This window comes from Candidatus Pantoea soli (assembly GCF_007833795.1).
GTDB classification, from domain to species: Bacteria; Pseudomonadota; Gammaproteobacteria; order Enterobacterales; family Enterobacteriaceae; genus Pantoea; species Pantoea soli.
In genome coordinates, this window is record NZ_CP032702.1 from 2,791,720 (window position 1) to 2,811,848 (window position 20,129).

The following is a 20,129-nucleotide window of genomic DNA, read 5'->3' on the forward strand; positions in this document are numbered from 1 at the left end:
CAGCAGGCTGTGCTTACCAGGCCAGCGTCTGGCCGCGATAATCAATAAAGTGATGCCCGCCCTGTCCACGGAAACGCTGCAGCTGGGTAACCAGCCCGCTGGCGCTCTGTTCAGCCGTAATATCGGCCCCTTCCCCGCCCATGGCCGTTTTGACCCAGCCGGGATGCAGCGACAGCAGGGTTGTGCCTTGCGCCGCCATCTGTCCGGCCAGCGCCCGGCTCAGCATGTTGAGCGCCGCTTTGCTGGCGGCATAAAACGGCAGCGTCGCCTGCGGGTTTTCCGTCAGGCTGGCAAGCTGTGAGGTGGTCAATGCCATCACGCTGCGTTCATCACGCAGCAGCGGCAGCAGACGTTCTGCCGTACGCACCGGCGCCACCGCATTGGTCAGAAACAGCTGGCTCAGCACGGCCTCATCCGCGTCGCGCAGCACCTGCTCTCGCGGGCCGAGCATGCCGGCGTTAATCAGCACAGCGTCAAAATGTTCGCCGTTCAGCTGTTGCAGCAGCTGTTTCCGCTGCTCCGCGTCCGTGATATCCAGAGGTAGCCAGCGCAACCGCTCATGCTGCACCGCCGCCCGGGTGCTGCGCCAGGTGGCGCAAACCTCCCAGCCCTGCTGCAGCAGCTGCTGCACCACCGCCAGACCAATTCCCTGCGATGCGCCAATAATCAGTGCCCGTTGATGTGGATTCATGCTGCTTCCGCCGTTCGGAGTGAATAAAAAAGGGCAGGATAACCTGCCCTTACTGAGGCTAACGCAACACTAACGTTAGCACGACAATCGCCACCATGATTACCAGCAGGTGACACACCACCCTGTCCAGGCTGCGTCTGCGCATCACGCCTCCCTGCATTCAGAACCATTGGCCAAAGCGTTTGATGTAGAGCATTTTCATGCCCTGTGCCACGCAGCAGTAGCCCAGCAGCGTCAGCACCAGCCACGGGAAGTATGCCCAGGGCAGCGGCACCAGCCCTACCAGCGCGCCCAGCGGTGAGAACGGCAGCAGAATCCCGGCGATCATCACCCCGGCGGTCGTCAGCAGTACCGGCAGTGCTGCGCAGCTCTGAATAAACGGAATCTTCCGCGTGCGCAGCATATGCACCACCAGCGTCTGCGATAGCAATCCTTCCACAAACCAGCCGGACTGGAACAGCGACTGCATGGCCGGCGTATGCGCCGCAAACACATACCACATCAGCGCGAAGGTAGTGATGTCAAAAATCGACGACGTCGGGCCCATCCACAGCATGAAGCGCTTGATGTTGCGCGCGTCCCATTTACGCGGCTTGCGCAGGAACTCGCGATCCATTTTGTCCCAGGGCAGCGCCAGCTGAGAAAGATCGTACATCAGGTTCTGAATCAGCAGCTGAATTGCCAGCATCGGCAGAAACGGAATAAACGCGCTCGCGACCAGCACCGAAAACACGTTGCCGAAGTTAGAACTGGCCGTCATGTTCAGATACTTGATGATGTTGCCAAAGGTCTCGCGCCCTTTCATTACCCCCTCTTCCAGCACCATCAGGTCTTTTTCCAGCAGGATGATGTCAGAGGATTCTTTGGCGATATCCGCCGCGCTGTCCACGGAAATCCCCACATCGGCATCCCGCAGCGCCGGGGCATCATTGATGCCGTCGCCAAGGAAGCCCACCGTGTGGCCCTGCTGCTGTAATGCCCGCAGGATGCGCGATTTCTGCAGCGGCGTCAGTTTGGCAAACACCGCACTGTGCGTCACCGCCTGCGCCAGCTGTTCATCACTCAGGGTGGCAATCTGGTCGCCGGTTACAATCTCTCCGCTGTCGATGCCCACCTGCTCGCAGATGCGCGCGGTCACCACCGGATTATCGCCGGTCAGCACCTTCACGCTGACGCCGTTGTCGCGCAGTGCGCGGATAGCCTTCGCCGCGCTCTCTTTTGGCGGATCGAGGAAGGTCAGCAGCCCTTCAATGGTCAGCCCCTGCTCATCGGCCACGCTCAGCGCCTGTTTCAGACCCGGCTCCTCCAGCATCCGGCTGGCCACCAGCAGCACGCGAAAGCCCTGCTGGTTATACTGATGCGCCAGCGCCAGCAGTTCGGCACGGCGGCGGTCATCCAGCGGCTGAATCAGCTTGCCTTCGCGCTCGGCGCTGGCAATGCTCAGCATCTCTTCCACCGCCCCTTTGCAAATCAGCATCTGCTGGTTAAGGCGACGATCGCGCACCACCACCGAAACGCGACGGCGCACAAAATCAAACGGCAGCTCATCCACTTTGGCGTAGTAATCATTCATATCCGCACTGATACGGTGTTTGCCATAGCGCAGAATCGCCCGATCCATCAGATTCGGCGTGCCGCTCTGATAATGGCTGTTGAGCCAGCTCAGCATCAGCACGCGCGAGTTCTCCACGCCTGCGCAGTCGAGATGATGCTCAAGAATAATGTTGTCCTGCGTCAGCGTGCCGGTTTTGTCGGTGCACAGAATGTCCATCGCACCGAGGTTCTGAATCGCGTTCAGCCGTTTAACAATCACTTTGCGCCGCGACATGGCGATAGCCCCTTTCGCCAGGTTGGAACTGACAATCATCGGCAGCATCTCCGGCGTCAGGCCCACCGCCACCGCCAGCGCAAACAGGGTGGCATCCAGCCAGTCACCTTTGGTAAAGCCGTTGATCAGCAGCACCACCGGCACCATGACCAGCATAAAGCGAATCAGCAGCCAGCTGACGCTGTTCACGCCGCGATCAAAGGCAGTCTGCGCCCGATCGCCAACAATGGATTTCGCCAGGCTGCCAAAGTAGGTGTCGCTGCCGGTCGCCACCACCACCGCTTTAGCACTGCCGCTGGAGACGTTGGTGCCCATCAGGCAGACGCTGCCCAGCTCCAGCAGTGACGCGCCCGGCTGGCCGGCATCCGCGCCTTTGCTGGCGACGTGGCCGGTCACATCATACTTCTCCACCGGCAGCGACTCGCCGGTCAGAATCGCCTGGCTGATAAACAGGTCACGTGAATCCAGCAGCCGCACATCGGCTGGCACCAGATCGCCGGCAGAGAGAAACACGATGTCGCCCGGTACCAGCGTGCTGATATCCACCTCACATTTAACCGGTGGCGACTGCAGTGAGTCACGGCGCAGCACGGTGGCGGTGGTACGCACCATGGATTTCAGCGCCAGTGCCGCTTTATTGGTACGGTACTCCTGCCAGAAGCGCAGCAAACCGCTGAGCGTTACCATCGTCACAATGATGATGACACCGGTCAGATCGGTCTCCTCGCCTTTACGCAGCGGCAGCCAGTAATCGGTGAAGAAGCTCACCAGCGCCAACACCATCAGCACATAGATAAAGGGATTCGCAAATGCCTGCACCAGCTGCAGCAGCGCAGGTGGCGCTTTGTCGTGCGCCACCTGATTCGGGCCATAAACCCCGGCACGTGCCCCGGCTTCATGTTCCGTCAGCCCCTGCGCGTCGCTGCGCAGGCGTGCCAGCGTTTCATCGGCGGTGAAGGCGGCTTCGTTTTCAATAATAAAGTTGTTTTGCTGGCGCGGCTGGCGCAGCGCACTCCAGGTTTTTTTATCCTGGCTGAGTTTCATGTCAGTCATTATGACACTCCTCGGTATATTTACGGCAATAACGGTCCCTGTACGCCCTGCGCACAATAAACGGGAAGCTTTGATATGGCTGCGTTTTTAAAAAAGAAATTCACCTGTCAGGCTTATTTCTTTTTTCGCCCGGATGAATAAAGGGCGTCATCACTCGCTCACGATAAACGCGAGTGAAATAAAAACAGCATCCATTTAACGGCGTCTTACGGCGTAAAAACCGCGTAACGCACGGTGTAACCCCGCACGCTGACAGTCAGCGTGCGCAGCGAGGCGGAGGAAAAAGGGCGTTGAAAATCATATGCATGATGTTATCCCCGCGGGCACAGGCCCGCTACAGCGTTTATATCCGGGAACAATCATCAGAGAAGTGTGAGGATTGCTGCCCGCCGTGTTGGCAAGCAGCAGCAAAAGAATTCGCGCGTCAGCTTGCCATGTAATGCCATCGATAAGGGTGACTGTCCAACTGAATTCTCCTGTCTGAAGTTGCGGCTATTATAAGGCCGGCCATCACCAGGTAAAGTAAATAACGGTGCGGTAAAGATGATTTTAATTTCCGTTGTAAATTGGTTGATATTCCCTGCATGGCCGCATAAGAAAACACCGCGGAAAAAGGTCATCAACCCGCGGCGCCTTATAACTGAACCGCCGCCCTTAGAACCATAAGGCATATGCATAGCCATAAATTGACTATTCTTACCTGAAGCGCTTTCGTACACTCGCGTTACTTTTTTAAGGCAAGGAAACAACATGAAAAAAATTATTCCCTCTCTGCTGGCGCTGTCGCTGGTAGCCGCCTTTTCTGCACAGGCTGTCACACCGAAAGATACGCTGGTGATTGCGCAGTCCACCGACGACGCTGACAGCTTCGATCCGGCGCAGGGCTTTGAACTGACTACCGTGCAGGCTTTCACCAACATTTATCAGCGTCTGGTACAGTCAGACCCGGCTAACCCAACCGATCTGAAACCCACGCTGGCCACCGCCTGGCAGCCAGGCAGCGATAACCGCAGCCTGACCTTCACCCTGCGTAAAGACGCGAAGTTTGCCAGCGGCAACCCGCTGCGCCCGGAAGACGTCATTTTCTCACTCGGTCGCGTCGTGAAGCTGAACCTCGACCCGTCATTCATTCTGACGCAGCTTGGCTGGACCAAAGATAACGTCGATAGCTTCCTGAAAAAGGTGGATGACGATCATGTGCAAATCAGCTGGAGCGCCAACGTCAGCCCGGCTTACGTGCTGAGCCTGCTCTCTGCGCCGGTCTCTTCCATCATTGATGAGAAAACCGCGCAGGCCAACGCGAAAAACGGCGATTTTGGTCACGCCTGGCTGGGCACGCACTCTGCCGGCAGCGGCCCGTTCCAGATCCGCAAAGTGGTGCTGCATGAAGCGGTTCTGCTGAGCGCGAACCCAACCTCGCCAGCCGGCGCGCCAAAGCTGAAAAATATTCTGATCAAGAATGTGCCGGAACCGGCCGCCCGCCGCCTGCTGCTGGAACAGGGTGACGTGGACATCGCCCGTAACCTGGGCGCCGATCAGATCGCTGCGCTGAAAGGCAAAGCCGGCGTAAAAACCGAAGCCATTCCAATGGCCTCGCTCTACTACATTCAGTTCAACGTCGGCGCCAACCCGGTGCTGAAGAATCCGGCGCTGTGGGAAGCGGCACGCTACCTGTTCGATTACAAAGGCATTGCAGACAATCTGCTGAAGGGCCAGTTTGAAGTGCACCAGACCTTCCTGCCTAAAGGTTTCCTCGGAGCCCTGAACGACACGCCATACAGCTACGATCCGGAAAAAGCCAAAGCGATTCTGAAGAAAGCAGGCCTGACCAACGTCAGCTTTACGCTCTCCACCAGCAATCAGCCGCCGTATCTGGATATTGCGCAGGCGCTGCAGGGCAGCTTCGCCAAAGGGGGCGTGAAGGTCGACGTCCAGCCGGGCCTGAGCTCTGAAGTCTCCACGCGCGTGAAAGCGCATCAGTATCAGGCCACGCTGAACGCCTGGGGCGCAGATTACTTTGATCCCAATACCAACGCCGCGTCGTTCGCATACAACCCGGAAGATGGCAGCAAAACCATTGCGTATCGCTCTGACTGGCACATTCCGGAACTGAGCAAACAGACGCTGGCTGCAACCGCTGAAGCGGACAGCAACAAGCGCGTGGCGCTGTATCAGGCCATGCAGCGCGAAGTGCTGAAAAACTCTCCTTATGTTATCGGTCTGCAGGCGCGTAACCTGATCGCACTGCGCGATAACCTGCAGGGCTACGTGCAGGGGATTAACCCGGATATGGTTTACTACGCGCAGGTTTCCAAGTAATGGCAGTCTCTGCATCACAGGCCGGGTTCGCCCGGCCACTCTGGCAGCGCGTCAGCCGCCTCATCACCAGTCTGCTGTCACTGCTGGTGACGCTGCTGGGGCTGCTAGCCTTCACCTTCATGCTGTCGCACCTCTCACCGGTTGATCCGGTGCAGCAGATTGCCGGCGATCACGCCAGTGAAGCCACCTATGCTCAGGTGCGGCACGACCTGGGGCTGGATCAGCCACTGCTGGTGCAGTTCTGGCGCTATATCAGTCACCTGGCACAGGGGAATCTTGGCCTGTCCCACCTGACCAGTCAGCCGGTCAGCGCCGATCTGATGCGCACCTTCCCGGCGACGATTGAGCTGGCGACCTGCGCGATGATTTTTGCTGCGGTGTTCGGCGTGGCGCTGGCACTGTTAGCGGCGTGGAAACCCGGCAGCCTGATTGATAACGTGGCGCGCTTTATTTCGCTGCTGGGCTATTCGGTGCCGGTATTCTGGCTGGGTCTGCTCGGCCTGTTGCTGTTTTATGCCGTGCTGCACTGGTCTGCCGGGCCCGGTCAGCTGGACGATATCTGGGTCTATACCCTGGAGCCGAAAACCGGTTTTGTCCTGATCGACAGCTGGCTGTCGGGCGATCCGGAGATGTTCCGCAACGCCATTGCCCACCTGTGGCTGCCGGTGGTGATTCTGGGTCTGCTGGCAATGGCCGGTATAACCCGTCTGCTGCGCGCTGCGCTGCTGGAAGAGAGCAGCAAAGAGTACGTGGTGCTGGCGCGCGCCAAAGGCGCCGGACGCACGCGTATCCTGCTGCGCCATATTTTCCCGAACGTGCTGGGGACGCTAATCACCGTCATCGCCCTCTCCTACGCCACGCTGCTGGAAGGCTCCGTGCTGACCGAAACCGTGTTCGCCTGGCCGGGCGTGGGCCGCTATATGACCAACGCGCTTTTTTCCGCTGATGTCCCGGCGATTCTCGGCGCCACCCTGCTGATTGGCAGCTGCTTTATTCTGCTGAACGCCGTGGCCGACGCCCTGACCTGGTTAACCGATCCGAGAACCCGATGACCCAACAACTGCATGAAATGGAAACCGTGCGCCCGCGCCGTCGTCGCGCGCGCGTCACGTCACTCACCATTGGCCTGACCCTGGTGGCAGTGCTGGTGGCGATGGCGCTGCTGGCCCCGCTGCTGGCACCGTTTGACCCTAACGCGCAGGTTATTGACCAGCGCCTGCTGGCGCCTTCTGCCGTGCACTGGTTTGGCACCGATGGCTTCGGGCGCGATCTGCTATCGCGCGTGATCTACGGCGCCCGCCCGACGCTGCTGCTGGTGTCGCTGATCCTGCTGCTGACCATTCCGGTCGGCCTGCTGGTGGGCATCATGGCCGGCTACGTTGGCGGCTGGACCGAGCGCGTGCTGATGCGTATTACCGACATCTTTCTGTCGCTGCCGAACCTGGTGATTGCGCTGGCGCTGGTCGCCATGCTGGGGCCGGGCCTGATGAACGGTGCGCTGGCGCTGGCGCTGACCAGCTGGCCGCCGTTTGCCCGCCAGGCGCGTGCGGAAACGCTGGCGCTGCGCCGCAGTGACTATCTGGCCGCCGCACGGATGCAGGGGATTACCGGCCTGCGTCTGATGTTTGGCCATATTCTGCCGCTGTGCCTGCCGACGGCGGTGGTGCGTGCCGCGCTCAGCCTCGGCGGCATTATTCTCTCCGCCGCCGGTCTTGGCTTCCTTGGCATGGGCGTTCAGCCGCCGACCGCCGAATGGGGATCGATGGTCGCAGAAGGCAGTAAAGTGATATTTGACCAGTGGTGGGTCGCGGCAGCGCCCGGCGCTGCCATTCTTTTCGCCAGCCTGGCGTTTAACCTGACAGGCGATGGCCTGCGCGACCGACTGGATACCCGCCATGCCAAATGATCTGTTAATTGATGCCCGTGGCCTGACTATCCGCAGTGACGCCACGCTGCTGGTGGATAACATCGGCTTTCAGATTGGCCGCGAGCGCGTTGCGCTGGTGGGCGAATCCGGCTCCGGCAAATCCCTCACCGCGCGATCGCTGATGGGGCTGCTGTCACCCTCGCTGCAACTGCAGGCCGATCGCCTGCAGGTCGCCGGTGAAGATGCACTGACGCTGCGCGAACGCGACTGGATCGCCCTGCGCGGCGGTCGGGTGGCGATGGTCATGCAGGATCCAAAATACGCGCTGAATCCGACGCGCACCATTGGCTGGCAGGTTGAAGAGCCGCTGCTGCTGCACCGTAAACTGAGCCGTGCCGAGCGCAAAGAGAAGGTGTGCGAAATGCTGGATGCGGTCGGCCTGCCTGAGCCGCGTCAGCTGATGAAGCGCTATCCGCATCAGCTGTCCGGCGGTATGGGCCAGCGCGTGATGCTGGCGATTGCGCTGATCACCGATCCGGATTTACTGATTGCCGATGAGCCCACCTCCGCGCTCGATCACGCCATGCGCGATCAGGTGCTGGCATTGATCCGGCGTCTGGTTGAGCAGCGCAACATGGGCCTGCTGCTGATCAGTCACGATCTGCAGCAGGTGGCAGAACACTGTGAACGGGTCATGGTGATGTACAAAGGACGGCTGCTGGATACGCTGCCTGCGGCGCAATTGTCTGACGCCAGCCATCCTTATACCCGCACGCTGTGGGCCTGTCGCCCCGGCAAAGCGACGCACGGAGAGCGACTGCCGGTACTGGATCGCGCGGCGCTGGAGAAAGCCAATGATTGAACTCGCTAATTTGAGCGTTTCGCATAAGCAGGGATATGAGCTGCGCACCGTGGTGCACGAGGTGTCGCTGCAGGTCGCCCCCGGCGAGTGTTTTGGTCTGGTCGGCCCGTCCGGCTGCGGTAAATCCTCGCTGCTGTGGGTCATGGCCGGGCTCAATCCGCACTGGCAGGGAGAGATGACGCTGGCCGGCACCGCCGTGCAGCCCGGCAAACCGTTTACCGGTCCGCTGCGCCGCAATGTGCAGATGGTGTTTCAGGATCCTTACGCCTCGCTGCATCCGCGCCACCGCATCCGTCGCACGCTGGCAGAGCCGCTGAAGCTGCTGAAGCGCGACAACATTGACGATCGCATCAATCAGGGATTCCGCCATGTCGGGCTGGACCCGGCGCTGGCAGATCGCTATCCGCATCAGCTTTCCGGCGGACAGCGTCAGCGCGTGGCGATTGTCCGCGCCCTGCTGCTGGAACCGAAGATCCTGCTGCTGGATGAGCCGACTTCCGCGCTGGATATGTCGGTACAGGCAGAGATCCTGAATCTGCTTAACGATCTGAAACAGAACGACGGACTGACCATGGTGCTGGTGAGCCACGATCCGGACGTGATCGATCACATGTGCGATCGCGCCGTGCGCATGGCGCAGGGCCGCATTGCGGAACATTTGCGGTAAAATCACCGGCAGCGACCGTGGCGGTGCGGCATCGCGCCGCTGCGGTTTTCCTGTTTTCAATCGCCAAAAGGAGCTGCCTATGACGGTGAAACTGCGTCCGCTGGAGCGGGAAGATCTGCATTTTGTGCATCAGCTGGATAACAACGCCAGCGTAATGCGTTACTGGTTTGAAGAGCCTTATGAAGCCTTTGTGGAACTGTCCGATCTGTATGACAAGCACATTCACGATCAGACCGAACGCCGCTTTGTGGTTGAGCATGACGGGCAAAAAGCCGGACTGGTGGAGCTGGTGGAGATCAACCACGTGCATCGCCGCGCGGAGTTTCAGATCATCATCGCGCCGGCGCATCAGGGCAAAGGATTAGCCAGCCAGGCGGCGAAGCTGGCCATGGATTACGGCTTTTCCGTACTGAATCTCTACAAGCTCTATCTGATTGTCGATCAGGAGAATGAAAAAGCGATCCACATCTACACCCGGCTGGGTTTTGAAGTGGAAGGCGTGCTGAAGCACGAGTTTTTCATTAACGGCGAGTACCGCAATACTCTGCGCATGTGCATTTTTCAGCAGCAGTATCTGGCGCAGCATAAATCCGGCGGCGCCATGGTGAAACCCACCGCGCAGTAGCGCCATCCGGCGCATCTTGCATGCCGCGCGGCATCTCGCGCGGCGATAATCCCGGTTAACGGCCGCGCGCACCGACCACATTCAGCACCGGCTGCGGGTGCGCGGGCTTCAGGTCGTACATGCCACCATAATAGGGATCGACCACCAGCCAGCCGGGAAAACCGAGCAGCGGAATGTTGCCCAGCACATACCAGAGGTTGGCGTTCGCTTCGATAGGCAGCGTCAGCGGCACGTAGCCCGGGCTCTCCAGCATCACCTGATAATGTTTTTTACCAAAATAGGTGCCGTCGGATTTCGCCAGGTTAACGGTTTGCGGCGTGTAGCCCTGCGCCACGGCGCGACCGGTTTCATCCTGCACGGTAAAGCGCGCCCCCTGCGGCACCGAGTCAATTTTTACCGGTTGCGTGTCAGAGCCAACAATCGTGGCACAGCCGCTGAGCAGCAGCGCACAGGCGGGAAGAAGAAGTCGCAGGTTCATAGCAGGTCCGCATCGGAATCAGAGAGGACAGTCTAAACTGCCCTCTCTGCCTTTTCACCCGCTTCAATCGCGCTATCAGTGGCGCTTTTCTGCGCTTTATTGCGGTTGACAACAGGCGGCAATCGCCGCGATATCCTGCGGTGTGGTGCGGCAGCAGCCGCCAATCAGCCGGGCACCGGCCTGCTGCCATTCGGAAAAGCGATCCTGCAGCGTGCAGCCGGAAGGCGCTGAATGCCAGGTTTTCGTGGTGGCATCGTACTGCTCACCGGAGTTAGGGTAGACCAGCAGCGGCTTCGTGGTCAGGCGCTGCAGCGTCTGCAGCGCCGGCGTTACGCTCTCCAGCGCCACGCAGTTGATGCCCAGCGCCATCACCTGCGGAGCCGCATTGACAATCTCTGCCACTTTGCTCAGCGGCGTGCCATCGCTGATATGCTGCGCATCACGCAGCGTGAACGAGAACCAGGCGCAGCTGTCGGGAAACTCCGCCAGCAGGCTAATCAGCGCCTGCGCTTCGCCAAAGGAGGGCAGCGTTTCACACGCCAGCAGATCCACGCCGGCTTCCAGCAGCGCGGCGACGCGCGGACGGTGAAAATCTTTCATTTCCGCTGCCGGTAACGCGTAATCACCGCGATACTCGGCCCCGTTTGCCAGATACGCGCCATACGGCCCGACCGAACCGGCCACCAGCAGCGGAGCCCGGGTGCCGGAATCGGCCAGATAAGCATCGCGTGCACGCCGTGCCAGCGTGACGCTTTCACGAATCAGCGCGCTGGCCTGGCCGCTGTCCAGTCCGCGGGCCGCGAAGCCGCGCGGCGTGGCCTGATAACTGGCGGTGATCGCCACGTTAGCGCCCGCGGCAAAATAGTCATAATGCACCTGGTAAATCAGCTGCGGATTCTCCATCAGCACTTTGGCGGACCACAGCGTATCGGCCAGATCGCAGCCGCGCGCTTCCAGCTCGGTAGCCAGGGCGCCATCCAGAATCAGCGTTTCCGTTTGCGCCAGTGCTTCAGCGATGGGGTTATGCGGCATCATCAGCCTCCTTTGTAGTGAGCGTTTGCCGGCGTTTCTGCGTCAGATGATAAGCCGCGTAGCAAAGCAGCACAAACGGCAGGCCACACCACAGCGCAATACGCTGCGACGGATCAAACGCCAGTCCGACACAGGCCAGCAGACAGAGCGCAAAGCCCAGCAGCGGCACCAGCGGATAGAATGGGGCACGCCATGTCAGCCCGGATAACGGATGACCGGCCTGCAGATAGCGACGGCGGAACATATAGTGTGACGCGCAGATGCTGAGCCATACCGCCACCACGGCAAAGCCGGAGATCGCCGAAAGCGCAACGAACACCGTATCGGGCGCAATCACGCTGGAAAACAGCGCCAGCAGGCCGCCCAGCATACTGATGGTGATTGCCAGCACCGGAATTCCGCGGCGGTTGACGCGGGCAAAGCAGCGCGGCAGCGTATTTTCATTGGCCAGTGACCACAGCATGCGTCCGGAGGCGTAAAGCCCGGAATTCGCCGCGGAGAGAATGGCGGTGAGAATCACAAAGTTGAAGATGTCAGCGGCATAGGGAATACCTATCTTCTCAAACACCAGCACAAACGGGCTTTTCACAATGCCCGCCTGGTCCATAGGAATCAGCGCAGCCAGCACAAACACCGTGCCGACAAAGAAAATGATCAGACGCGCAACGGTGGTGCGAATCGCCAGCGGCAGCGCCTTTTGCGGCTGCTCGGTTTCCCCGGCGGCGATGCCGATCAGTTCAGTACCGGAAAAGGCAAAGTTCACCGCCACCATCGTCATCAGGATCGGCAGCGTCCCGTGCGGCAGCCAGCCGGCAGCCGTGAGGTTATGCAGGCCCGGTGCGGCACTGCCGTCTTTCATCGGGATAAAACCAAACATCGCTGCCGCGCCCAGCACGATAAAGGCGATGATGGTGACGACCTTGATAATGGAGAACCAGAACTCCCCTTCGGCAAAGAAGCGCGTCGAGACAATATTCAGCAGGTAGATGGCGAGGCAGAACACCAGACACCACAGCCAGACCGGCACCGTCGGAAACCAGTACTGCATACAGAACCCGGCGGCCGTCAGGCTGGAACCCAGCGCCACGGTCCATGTCAGCCAGTAGAGCCATGCCACGGTGTAGCCGGTGGCCGGACTAAGATAGCGGGCGGCATAGACGTGAAACGCGCCGGTTTCCGGCATGGCCACGGCCAGCTCGCCCAGACACATCATCACCAGCCACACCACCAGCGCCCCAATCAGGTAAGCCAGCAGCGTACCGGCGGCGCCGGTCGTGGAGATGATATAGCCGGTGTTAAAAAACAGGCCGGTGCCGATCACGCCACCCAGCGACAGCATCACCAGATGGCGCACTTTCATGGTGCGCTTAAAATTTGCCTGTGAAGGCGTATCCTGCGTTTGCATGCTCTTTATCCATATGGACGTCTAAACTTCTATATGGAGACAGAGTTATACGCATCCGCGCAGCGATTTGCAACGTGGCAAAAGGTGGGGATTTATCAGGAAAGGCGTTCAGCCCCGCCGTGACGGGGCAGAACCTTAGCCGCCGAACACACCCTGCAGGTAGCGTTCCAGCGCAACGCGCGAGCTGAATCCGTGTGGAATACCGTAATGTTCCTGCGAATCGCCCATCAGGTAGAGAGGGAACTGCGTGTAGTGATCGCAGGTTTTCATTTCCGAAGCGGGTTCCGCAAAGTGCTGACTTTTCTCTTTCAGCGTCGGGTGAATGATCAACGCGGTGCGCCCCATACGCGCTTCACGGTTAACGTAGACATAGTTTTCGCCGCGGCGATAACCGTAAGTTTTTGGCGTCAGGACGTCCATTTCGAACCCTGCTTTTTCCAGTACGCGCGCTACCTCATCCGGACGTAAATACATGCTTGCTCCTCTCTTCTCACAGCCCCGCAACCTTACAACAGCACCCGGGTACAGGCCATTCGGAATTTCCCTAAAGCCTGGCACATCGCTGCGTTTATTGACGTTTCGACTACACTTAGTATTACGTTTTAAATCAAAGGGAGCGAAAAATGTTTAATCGAACCAGCAAAAACGATGACATTGATATCAATCAGGATGTAAACGAACTGGCCGATTCACTGGAAGCGTTACTGAAATCCTATGGCAGCGACGCCAAAGATGAAGTCGATAACGCCCGCAGTCAGGCGCAGGCGCTGCTGAAGCAGACCCGCGCGAAACTGAACGGCCATAATAATCGCGTCTCTCAGGCGGCGCGCGATGCAGGCTATCAGGTCGATGCTTATGTGCATGATAAACCCTGGTATGGCGTAGGTATCGGTGCCGCCGTTGGCCTGGTGCTGGGTGCGCTGCTGGTGTCGCGCCGCTAAGCCCTGCTTTACCCCAGACAAAAGCCTCGCAGATGCGGGGCTTTTTCGTTTTTACGCGCCTGTTCCTGACGCAGAACGTAAAAAATTTTTTTTTACCACTGCAGACCGCATGCCTGCTGACTTGAGCCGTTTTCCACTCGCCAGAATCGCAAAACCCCATATATAGTGCGCTTGATCGCTATAAGCACTACATCTAGTATTCACCTCAGAAAATGACGAACGGACATCTGCCCTGACAAAGAAGGCAGTCTGTGGCTTCTGCCTCATCATCCGCTCTCCAGCCGCCAATAGAGGTAAATACGAATCATGCGCATTATTATTTACACTAAAGATCGCTGTGTCCAGTGTGATGCCACGAAAAACGCGCTCGATCGTGCTGGCGTTGCGTATCAGCTGATCAACCTGGATGCCGAGCCTGACGCGCTGGCGCATCTGAAAACACTCGGCTATCGCCAGGTGCCGGTGGTCATGGCCGGTGAAGAACACTGGAGCGGCTTCCGTCCCGACAAGCTCGCCAGGCTGGCTGAGCACGTCTCAACCGGAGCTTAGCGCCATGTTCCCGCTGGTCTATTTTTCCAGCCAGTCGGAAAACACCCATCGGTTTATCACCCGTCTGGGGCTGCCGGCACAGCGCATTCCGCTTGACGCAACGCAGCGTCTGCACATCAGCCAGCCCTATATTCTGGTGGTGCCGAGCTATGGCGGCGGCGGCGCACGCGGCGCAGTGCCCGCACAGGTAATTCAGTTTCTTAATGATGACGCAAACCGGCGCGGTATCCGCGGCGTGATTGCCGCCGGCAACCGCAACTTCGGGGACGGCTTCTGCCTGGCGGGCGACATCATTGCGCACAAATGTCAGGTTCCTTATCTCTACCGCTTTGAGCTGATCGGGACGCCTGACGATATTGCTAACGTAAAAGCGGGAGTAACCCAATTTTGGCAACGACAGACACACTAACGGCTGCGCCGGTGGACTACCACGCGCTGAATGCGATGCTGAATTTGTATGACGCCGAAGGTCGTATTCAGTTTGAGAAAGATCGCGAGGCGACGCGGCAGTTTTTCCTGCAGCACGTGCGGCCCAACAGCATGACCTTCGCGTCAGCGGGAGAACGACTGCGCTATCTGGTGGATCAGGGCTACTACGACGCCGCCGTGCTGAATCAGTACGATTTCGGCTTTTTGTGCCAGCTGCATGAGGCGGCGGAAGCCAGCGGTTTCCGCTTTCACACCTTTCTGGGCGCATGGAAGTTTTACACCAGCTACACGCTGAAAACCTTTGACGGTAAACGCTATCTGGAAACCTTCCCGCAGCGCGCCTGTATGGTGGCGCTGACGCTGGCTCAGGGCGATGAGACGCAGGCACGTCAGCTGCTGGATGAAATACTGAGCGGCCGCTTTCAGCCAGCGACACCGACCTTCCTGAACTGCGGCAAACAACAGCGCGGTGAACTGGTCTCCTGTTTTCTGCTGCGCATTGAAGACAACATGGAATCGATTGGCCGTGCGGTGAACTCGGCGCTGCAGCTCTCGAAACGCGGTGGCGGCGTGGCGTTCCTGCTCTCTAATCTGCGCGAGGCCGGCGCGCCGATCAAGCGCATTGAAAATCAGTCATCCGGCGTGATTCCGGTGATGAAGATGCTGGAAGACGCCTTTTCATACGCCAATCAGCTGGGCGCGCGCCAGGGCGCCGGCGCGGTGTGGCTGCACGCGCATCACCCCGATATTCTGCGCTTCCTTGATACCAAACGAGAAAACGCCGACGAAAAAATCCGCATCAAAACGCTGTCGCTTGGCGTCGTCATTCCGGATATCACGTTCCGGCTGGCAAAAGAGAATCGCGACATGGCGCTGTTTTCACCCTATGACGTGGAGCGCATCTACGGCAAAGCGTTTGGCGATATCAGCATCACTGAACACTACGAAGCGATGCTGGCCGACACGCGTATTCGTCGCAGCTGGATTAAGCCGCGTGATTTCTTTCAGACGCTGGCTGAGATTCAGTTTGAATCCGGCTACCCCTACATCCTGTTTGAGGACAGCGTAAACCGCAGCAACCCGATTGCCGGCCGCATTAATATGAGTAACCTGTGCTCGGAAATCCTGCAGGTCAATCAGGCCAGTGAGTACCACGAGGACCTCAGCTATCGCCGCGTTGGCAAAGATATCTCCTGCAACCTTGGCTCGCTGAACATTGCCCACGCGATGGATGCCGGCAATCTGGGGCAAACCGTCGAACGGGCCGTTCGGGCGCTGACCGCCGTCTCTGACATGAGCGATATTCGCGCCGTGCCATCGGTGGCAGAAGGTAATCGCCAGTCACATGCTATTGGGCTGGGTCAGATGAATTTGCACGGCTATCTGGCCCGCGAAGGCATCGCTTACGGCTCTGAGGAGGCGCTGGATTTTACCAATATCTATTTCTATTGCGTCACCTACCACGCGCTGCGCACTTCCTGCCTGCTGGCGCAGGAGCGTAATCAGCGCTTTGCGGGCTTCGAACAGTCGCAGTACGCCAGCGGACACTATTTTACGAAATACCTCTCCCGGCGCTGGCAGCCGCGCACGGCGCGGGTCGCACAGCTGTTCGCTGCCGCCGGTATTGCCCTGCCCGACCAGGCTGACTGGCAGGCACTGCGCGACGCGGTGATGACGCATGGTCTGTATAACCAGAACCTGCAGGCGATTCCGCCGACCGGTTCCATCTCCTATATCAACCATGCGACATCGAGCATTCACCCGATTGTGTCGCGCATTGAGATTCGCAAAGAGGGAAAAACCGGCCGCGTCTATTATCCGGCTCCCTTTATGACCAATGACAATCTGGCGCTGTATCAGGACGCTTACCAGATTGGACCGGAGGCGATTATCGATACCTACGCGGAGGCCACCCGCCACGTTGACCAGGGGTTGTCGCTCACGCTGTTTTTCCGTGATGACGTGACCACGCGCGATATCAATAAAGCGCAGATCTACGCATGGAAAAAAGGCATCAAAACACTCTATTACATTCGCCTGCGCCAGATGGCGCTACAGGGCACGGAGGTGCAGGGCTGCGTGTCCTGCGCCCTGTGAGGATAATCATGCATACACCCACTATTCAGGCTATTAACTGGAACCGTCTGCAGGACGAGAAAGACCTTGAGGTATGGAACCGGCTGACCAGCAATTTCTGGCTGCCGGAAAAAGTACCGCTCTCCGGCGATCTGCCCGCCTGGCAGGCGCTGGATCGCACGCAGCAGCAGCTGACTATCCGCGTGTTTACCGGTCTGACGCTGCTGGATACCATCCAGAATGTCATCGGTGCGCCAGGGTTGATGGGCGATGCCCTGACGCCGCATGAAGAAGCGGTGCTGTCGAACATCAGCTTTATGGAAGCGGTGCATGCCCGTTCCTACAGTTCGATTTTTTCGACGCTGTGCCACAGCGCTGATGTGGACGCGGCCTACCGCTGGAGTGAAGAGAATGAGGCGCTGCAGAACAAAGCGCGTATCGTGCTGCAGCACTATCAGGCAGACGATCCGCTGAAGAAAAAAATTGCCAGCGTGTTTCTGGAATCGTTCCTGTTTTACTCCGGCTTCTGGCTGCCGATGTACTGGTCCAGCCGCGGTAAGCTGACCAATACCGCCGATCTGATTCGTCTGATCATCCGCGATGAGGCAGTGCACGGCTACTATATCGGCTACAAATACCAGAAAGCGCTGGAACAGGTGGATGCCGCGCGCCGTGAAGCGCTGCAACAGTTTGCCATCGACCTGCTGCTGGCGCTGTACGAAAACGAAGTGGCTTACACCGACACGCTGTACGCCGGCACCGGCTGGGCAGAAGAGGTGAAAACCTTCCTGCATTACAATGCCAATAAGGCACTGATGAATCTTGGCTATGAAGCGCTTTTCCCCGCGGAGCTCACTGCGGTAAACCCGGCAATTCTGGCGGCGCTTTCGCCCAATGCCGACGAAAACCATGACTTCTTCTCTGGCTCCGGCTCCTCCTATGTGATGGGCAAGGCAGTTGAGACCGAAGACGAGGACTGGAATTTCTGATTGCCACGCTGCCCGGCGGGTGAGTCATCCAGACTGCCTGACGGGCTTCTGCAGGCGCTAAAACGTGATGCCGTCGCTTACTGACATGCAGCCGCCATCGAATAAGCGAAGCGTGCGCTATAGCGCACTGGTACGTCCTGTTAATTAACACATTAATGAAATAATTTTTTGGGTTATTATTACCCACATATGATTATTTACCTCCCCCGCTCGCGATGAAGCCCACGCAACCGGGACTCAGTCCCGCGCTGGTTGCCCTGATGTCAGTGGCGACCGGTCTAGCCGTGGCCAGCAACTACTACGTACAGCCGCTGCTGGATACCATTGCGCAACAGTTTCATCTTTCGGTCAGCCTCGCCGGCTTTATTGTCACCACGGCGCAGCTGGGGTATGCCTGCGGCTTACTGCTGCTGGTGCCGCTGGGCGACAGGCTGGAACGGCGCGGACTGATCGTGACGATGAGCCTGCTGGCAGCGGGCGGTATGGTTATTACGGCGCTCTCCTCTTCCCTGCCACTGATGCTGCTGGGCACGGTGATCACCGGGCTGTTTTCCGTGGTCGCGCAAATTCTGGTGCCGCTGGCGGCCACGCTGGCCGCGCCGGAAAAACGCGGCAAAGTGGTGGGCACGGTGATGAGCGGCCTGCTGCTGGGCATTCTGCTGGCGCGCACCGTCGCCGGGACCCTGGCGCAGCTGAGTGGCTGGCGCAGCGTCTACTGGACCGCCAGCGGACTCATGATTCTGATGGCGCTGGCGCTGTGGCGTTATCTGCCGCGCTACCAGCAGGCGGTGCCGCTTAAGTATTCGCAACTGCTGCGCTCCATCTTCAGCCTTTATGCCGGTAATGCTGTCCTGCGTACCCGCGCCCTGACCGGCTGCCTGAGTTTCGCCAATTTCAGCATGCTGTGGACGTCGATGGCGTTTCTGCTGGCCTCACCGCCGTGGGGGTTCAGCGAGGGCGAAATCGGCCTGCTGGGGCTGGTGGGCGCGGCCGGTGCGCTGGCTGCACGTCAGGCAGGAAGTCTGGCAGATAAAGGAAAGGCCAGGCTCACCACCAGCATCGGACTGCTGATTATGCTGGCGTCCTGGGCGCTGACCGCGCTGGGCGCGCACAGCCTGCCCGCGCTGATTGGCGGCATCCTGCTGCTGGATCTGGCGGTGCAGGGTGTGCATATCACCAATCAGAGCGTGATTTACCGCAATATGCCTGAAGCGCGCAATCGTCTGACCGCCGGTTACATGACCAGTTATTTTATCGGCGGCGCGCTGGGCTCGATTGTGTCAGCCAATGCCTTCCATCTGGCGGGATGGTATGGCGTTTGTGGGGCTGGCGTCATTACTACCCTGCTGAACCTGCTGGTCTGGTGGCGCAACGCGCGCAACGAGACTGTTCAGAAAGCGTAAAGGTGTGCGTGAAATCCTGACGAATACTGTTCATTAATGATGGGGTTTGTTATGGTTAGCCGCACACTTATTCACAAGAGTTATTTTTTCTCGTGAAATTATTAGGCAGTAAAAGATTTCACGGGATGAATGGATGACAGGAGCCGTTTGCCGGTAAAGCGGCGGGCCAGGACGTTGCCCCGGGTGGCGGAACACCCAGGTACGCCAGGTGCTGACAGTGTGATCGTGTGAACAATCACAGGCGGAAAATATGACTACGCTTTATCTGTCACTCTCATTACTATATTTGTTGCAACTAAGAGGTTTTTTAAATGGAAAGTTCGTTTACTCCCATTGAGCAGATGTTAAACATCCGTGCTAATCGCCATAAAGATTTTCCGCTGCAGGAGATTATCCTGACCCGTCTGTGCATGCACATGCAGGGTAAGCTGCTGGATAATCGCAACAAAATGTTGAAGGCGCAGGGAATTAACGAAACCTTATTCATGGCGCTGATCACGCTGGATGCGCAGGAGAACCAGAGTATTCAGCCGTCGGAGCTGAGCTCCGCGCTGGGCTCTTCCCGCACCAACGCCACCCGCATCGCCGATGAGCTGGAAAAGCGCGGCTGGATTGAACGCCGTGAAAGTGATAATGACCGCCGCTGCCTGCATCTCCACCTGACGGAAAAGGGTAACGAATTCTTACGTCAGCTGCTGCCGCCGCAGCATCAGAGCCTGCAGTATCTGTGGTCTTCGCTGACCGCTGCCGAGCAGGAGCAGCTGGAAGCCATCACCCGTAAATTGCTTAATCGTCTTGATAAAATGGATGAAGATCAGGTTATCGCTTCTCTGTCCCGCTAATAGCAAGAAGTGCGACACAATCACCTTCCGAAATCGCTATTTTAGTCCCCTTTTATCCGGCCAGCGTCGCAAG

Annotated in this window: 20 protein-coding genes; 13 read left to right on the forward strand and 7 right to left on the reverse strand. The window is 58.6% G+C overall.

All coding sequences use genetic code 11. From position 1 onward, the window contains the following. Nucleotides 1-13 precede the first annotated feature (13 nt). The 3 genes from D8B20_RS13030 to D8B20_RS13040 form a co-directional block, all read right to left on the reverse strand. A complete protein-coding gene (locus tag D8B20_RS13030) occupies nt 14-691 on the reverse strand; it encodes an SDR family oxidoreductase (RefSeq protein WP_145889269.1) in 678 nt (225 codons plus the stop codon). Nucleotides 692-851: 160 nt separating this feature from the next. Then, the gene (gene mgtA / locus D8B20_RS13035) at nt 852-3,572 is read right to left on the reverse strand and encodes a magnesium-translocating P-type ATPase (protein WP_145889270.1); all 2,721 of its coding nucleotides are present in this window, start codon (nt 3,570-3,572) and stop codon (nt 852-854) included. 362 nt (nt 3,573-3,934) lie between these two features. After that, nucleotides 3,935-4,255: a hypothetical protein gene (locus D8B20_RS13040; RefSeq protein ID WP_145889271.1), complete on the reverse strand. Its 321-nt coding sequence runs from the start codon at nt 4,253-4,255 to the stop codon at nt 3,935-3,937. 67 nt (nt 4,256-4,322) lie between these two features. Between D8B20_RS13040 and D8B20_RS13045 the strand changes: the two genes are divergently transcribed. The 6 genes from D8B20_RS13045 to speG all read left to right on the forward strand — a co-directional run bounded on the left by D8B20_RS13045 (nt 4,323) and on the right by speG (nt 9,912). Next, on the forward strand, nt 4,323-5,891 hold the full coding sequence (locus D8B20_RS13045; RefSeq protein WP_145889272.1) for an ABC transporter substrate-binding protein: 1,569 nt from the start codon (nt 4,323-4,325) through the stop codon (nt 5,889-5,891). Next, nucleotides 5,891-6,943, forward strand: a complete 1,053-nt coding sequence (locus D8B20_RS13050) for an ABC transporter permease (protein WP_145889273.1) — start codon at nt 5,891-5,893, stop codon at nt 6,941-6,943. Before D8B20_RS13045 ends, D8B20_RS13050 begins: the two co-directional genes overlap by 1 nt. After that, nucleotides 6,940-7,797, forward strand: a complete 858-nt coding sequence (locus D8B20_RS13055) for an ABC transporter permease (RefSeq protein ID WP_145889274.1) — start codon at nt 6,940-6,942, stop codon at nt 7,795-7,797. The genes D8B20_RS13050 and D8B20_RS13055 overlap by 4 nt, the downstream gene beginning before the upstream one ends. Then, on the forward strand, nt 7,787-8,620 hold the full coding sequence (locus tag D8B20_RS13060) for an ABC transporter ATP-binding protein (protein ID WP_145889275.1): 834 nt from the start codon (nt 7,787-7,789) through the stop codon (nt 8,618-8,620). Before D8B20_RS13055 ends, D8B20_RS13060 begins: the two co-directional genes overlap by 11 nt. Next, a complete protein-coding gene (locus D8B20_RS13065) occupies nt 8,613-9,287 on the forward strand; it encodes an ABC transporter ATP-binding protein (RefSeq protein ID WP_145889276.1) in 675 nt (224 codons plus the stop codon). The genes D8B20_RS13060 and D8B20_RS13065 overlap by 8 nt, the downstream gene beginning before the upstream one ends. 79 nt (nt 9,288-9,366) lie before the next feature. After that, nucleotides 9,367-9,912 (forward strand): spermidine N1-acetyltransferase, encoded by a 546-nt coding sequence (gene speG, locus D8B20_RS13070; RefSeq protein ID WP_145889277.1) that lies wholly within the window; start codon nt 9,367-9,369, stop codon nt 9,910-9,912. 55 nt (nt 9,913-9,967) lie between these two features. On the opposite strand, the gene D8B20_RS13075 is transcribed toward speG, so the two are convergent. The 4 genes from D8B20_RS13075 to D8B20_RS13090 all read right to left on the reverse strand — a co-directional run bounded on the left by D8B20_RS13075 (nt 9,968) and on the right by D8B20_RS13090 (nt 13,301). After that, the gene (locus D8B20_RS13075; RefSeq protein WP_145889278.1) at nt 9,968-10,390 is read right to left on the reverse strand and encodes a hypothetical protein; all 423 of its coding nucleotides are present in this window, start codon (nt 10,388-10,390) and stop codon (nt 9,968-9,970) included. 96 nt (nt 10,391-10,486) lie between these two features. Next, nucleotides 10,487-11,422, reverse strand: coding sequence for a homocysteine S-methyltransferase (mmuM, locus tag D8B20_RS13080; RefSeq protein ID WP_145890572.1), 936 nt, complete (start codon nt 11,420-11,422; stop codon nt 10,487-10,489). Then, nucleotides 11,412-12,827: an S-methylmethionine permease gene (gene mmuP, locus D8B20_RS13085; RefSeq protein ID WP_145889279.1), complete on the reverse strand. Its 1,416-nt coding sequence runs from the start codon at nt 12,825-12,827 to the stop codon at nt 11,412-11,414. The genes mmuM and mmuP overlap by 11 nt, the downstream gene beginning before the upstream one ends. Before the next feature lie 135 nt (nt 12,828-12,962). Beyond that, nucleotides 12,963-13,301 carry a DUF2002 family protein gene (locus D8B20_RS13090; protein ID WP_145889280.1) on the reverse strand — a complete coding sequence of 113 codons (339 nt, stop codon included), beginning with the start codon at nt 13,299-13,301 and terminating at the stop codon, nt 12,963-12,965. Between the two features lie 149 nt (nt 13,302-13,450). Between D8B20_RS13090 and D8B20_RS13095 the strand changes: the two genes are divergently transcribed. The 7 genes from D8B20_RS13095 (at nt 13,451) to mprA (ending at nt 20,056) form a co-directional block, all read left to right on the forward strand. Beyond that, on the forward strand, nt 13,451-13,768 hold the full coding sequence (locus tag D8B20_RS13095; protein ID WP_145889281.1) for a DUF883 family protein: 318 nt from the start codon (nt 13,451-13,453) through the stop codon (nt 13,766-13,768). Between the two features lie 306 nt (nt 13,769-14,074). Continuing rightward, nucleotides 14,075-14,317 carry a glutaredoxin-like protein NrdH gene (nrdH, locus tag D8B20_RS13100; RefSeq protein WP_145889282.1) on the forward strand — a complete coding sequence of 81 codons (243 nt, stop codon included), beginning with the start codon at nt 14,075-14,077 and terminating at the stop codon, nt 14,315-14,317. Nucleotides 14,318-14,321: 4 nt separating this feature from the next. Further along, nucleotides 14,322-14,726: a class Ib ribonucleoside-diphosphate reductase assembly flavoprotein NrdI gene (gene nrdI, locus D8B20_RS13105; protein WP_145889283.1), complete on the forward strand. Its 405-nt coding sequence runs from the start codon at nt 14,322-14,324 to the stop codon at nt 14,724-14,726. Then, nucleotides 14,705-16,843, forward strand: a complete 2,139-nt coding sequence (gene nrdE, locus D8B20_RS13110) for a class 1b ribonucleoside-diphosphate reductase subunit alpha (RefSeq protein WP_145889284.1) — start codon at nt 14,705-14,707, stop codon at nt 16,841-16,843. Before nrdI ends, nrdE begins: the two co-directional genes overlap by 22 nt. Before the next feature lie 8 nt (nt 16,844-16,851). Beyond that, nucleotides 16,852-17,811, forward strand: a complete 960-nt coding sequence (gene nrdF / locus D8B20_RS13115) for a class 1b ribonucleoside-diphosphate reductase subunit beta (protein WP_145889285.1) — start codon at nt 16,852-16,854, stop codon at nt 17,809-17,811. A gap of 215 nt (nt 17,812-18,026) precedes the next feature. Further along, nucleotides 18,027-19,214, forward strand: a complete 1,188-nt coding sequence (locus tag D8B20_RS13120; protein ID WP_145889286.1) for an MFS transporter — start codon at nt 18,027-18,029, stop codon at nt 19,212-19,214. A 311-nt stretch (nt 19,215-19,525) separates the two neighbouring features. After that, complete coding sequence (gene mprA, locus D8B20_RS13125) at nt 19,526-20,056, forward strand: transcriptional repressor MprA (protein ID WP_145889287.1); 531 nt, start codon at nt 19,526-19,528, stop codon at nt 20,054-20,056. Nucleotides 20,057-20,129: the final 73 nt, after the last annotated feature.

Coding starts and splice junctions, on each gene's coding strand:
- D8B20_RS13030 (WP_145889269.1), bottom strand. CDS start 691: ATGAATCCACATCAACGGGCACTGATTATTGGCGCATCGCAGGGAATT.
- mgtA (WP_145889270.1), bottom strand. CDS start 3,572: ATGACTGACATGAAACTCAGCCAGGATAAAAAAACCTGGAGTGCGCTG.
- D8B20_RS13040 (WP_145889271.1), bottom strand. CDS start 4,255: ATGGCTATGCATATGCCTTATGGTTCTAAGGGCGGCGGTTCAGTTATA.
- D8B20_RS13045 (WP_145889272.1), top strand. CDS start 4,323: ATGAAAAAAATTATTCCCTCTCTGCTGGCGCTGTCGCTGGTAGCCGCC.
- D8B20_RS13050 (WP_145889273.1), top strand. CDS start 5,891: ATGGCAGTCTCTGCATCACAGGCCGGGTTCGCCCGGCCACTCTGGCAG.
- D8B20_RS13055 (WP_145889274.1), top strand. CDS start 6,940: ATGACCCAACAACTGCATGAAATGGAAACCGTGCGCCCGCGCCGTCGT.
- D8B20_RS13060 (WP_145889275.1), top strand. CDS start 7,787: ATGCCAAATGATCTGTTAATTGATGCCCGTGGCCTGACTATCCGCAGT.
- D8B20_RS13065 (WP_145889276.1), top strand. CDS start 8,613: ATGATTGAACTCGCTAATTTGAGCGTTTCGCATAAGCAGGGATATGAG.
- speG (WP_145889277.1), top strand. CDS start 9,367: ATGACGGTGAAACTGCGTCCGCTGGAGCGGGAAGATCTGCATTTTGTG.
- D8B20_RS13075 (WP_145889278.1), bottom strand. CDS start 10,390: ATGAACCTGCGACTTCTTCTTCCCGCCTGTGCGCTGCTGCTCAGCGGC.
- mmuM (WP_145890572.1), bottom strand. CDS start 11,422: ATGCCGCATAACCCCATCGCTGAAGCACTGGCGCAAACGGAAACGCTG.
- mmuP (WP_145889279.1), bottom strand. CDS start 12,827: ATGCAAACGCAGGATACGCCTTCACAGGCAAATTTTAAGCGCACCATG.
- D8B20_RS13090 (WP_145889280.1), bottom strand. CDS start 13,301: ATGTATTTACGTCCGGATGAGGTAGCGCGCGTACTGGAAAAAGCAGGG.
- D8B20_RS13095 (WP_145889281.1), top strand. CDS start 13,451: ATGTTTAATCGAACCAGCAAAAACGATGACATTGATATCAATCAGGAT.
- nrdH (WP_145889282.1), top strand. CDS start 14,075: ATGCGCATTATTATTTACACTAAAGATCGCTGTGTCCAGTGTGATGCC.
- nrdI (WP_145889283.1), top strand. CDS start 14,322: ATGTTCCCGCTGGTCTATTTTTCCAGCCAGTCGGAAAACACCCATCGG.
- nrdF (WP_145889285.1), top strand. CDS start 16,852: ATGCATACACCCACTATTCAGGCTATTAACTGGAACCGTCTGCAGGAC.
- D8B20_RS13120 (WP_145889286.1), top strand. CDS start 18,027: ATGAAGCCCACGCAACCGGGACTCAGTCCCGCGCTGGTTGCCCTGATG.
- mprA (WP_145889287.1), top strand. CDS start 19,526: ATGGAAAGTTCGTTTACTCCCATTGAGCAGATGTTAAACATCCGTGCT.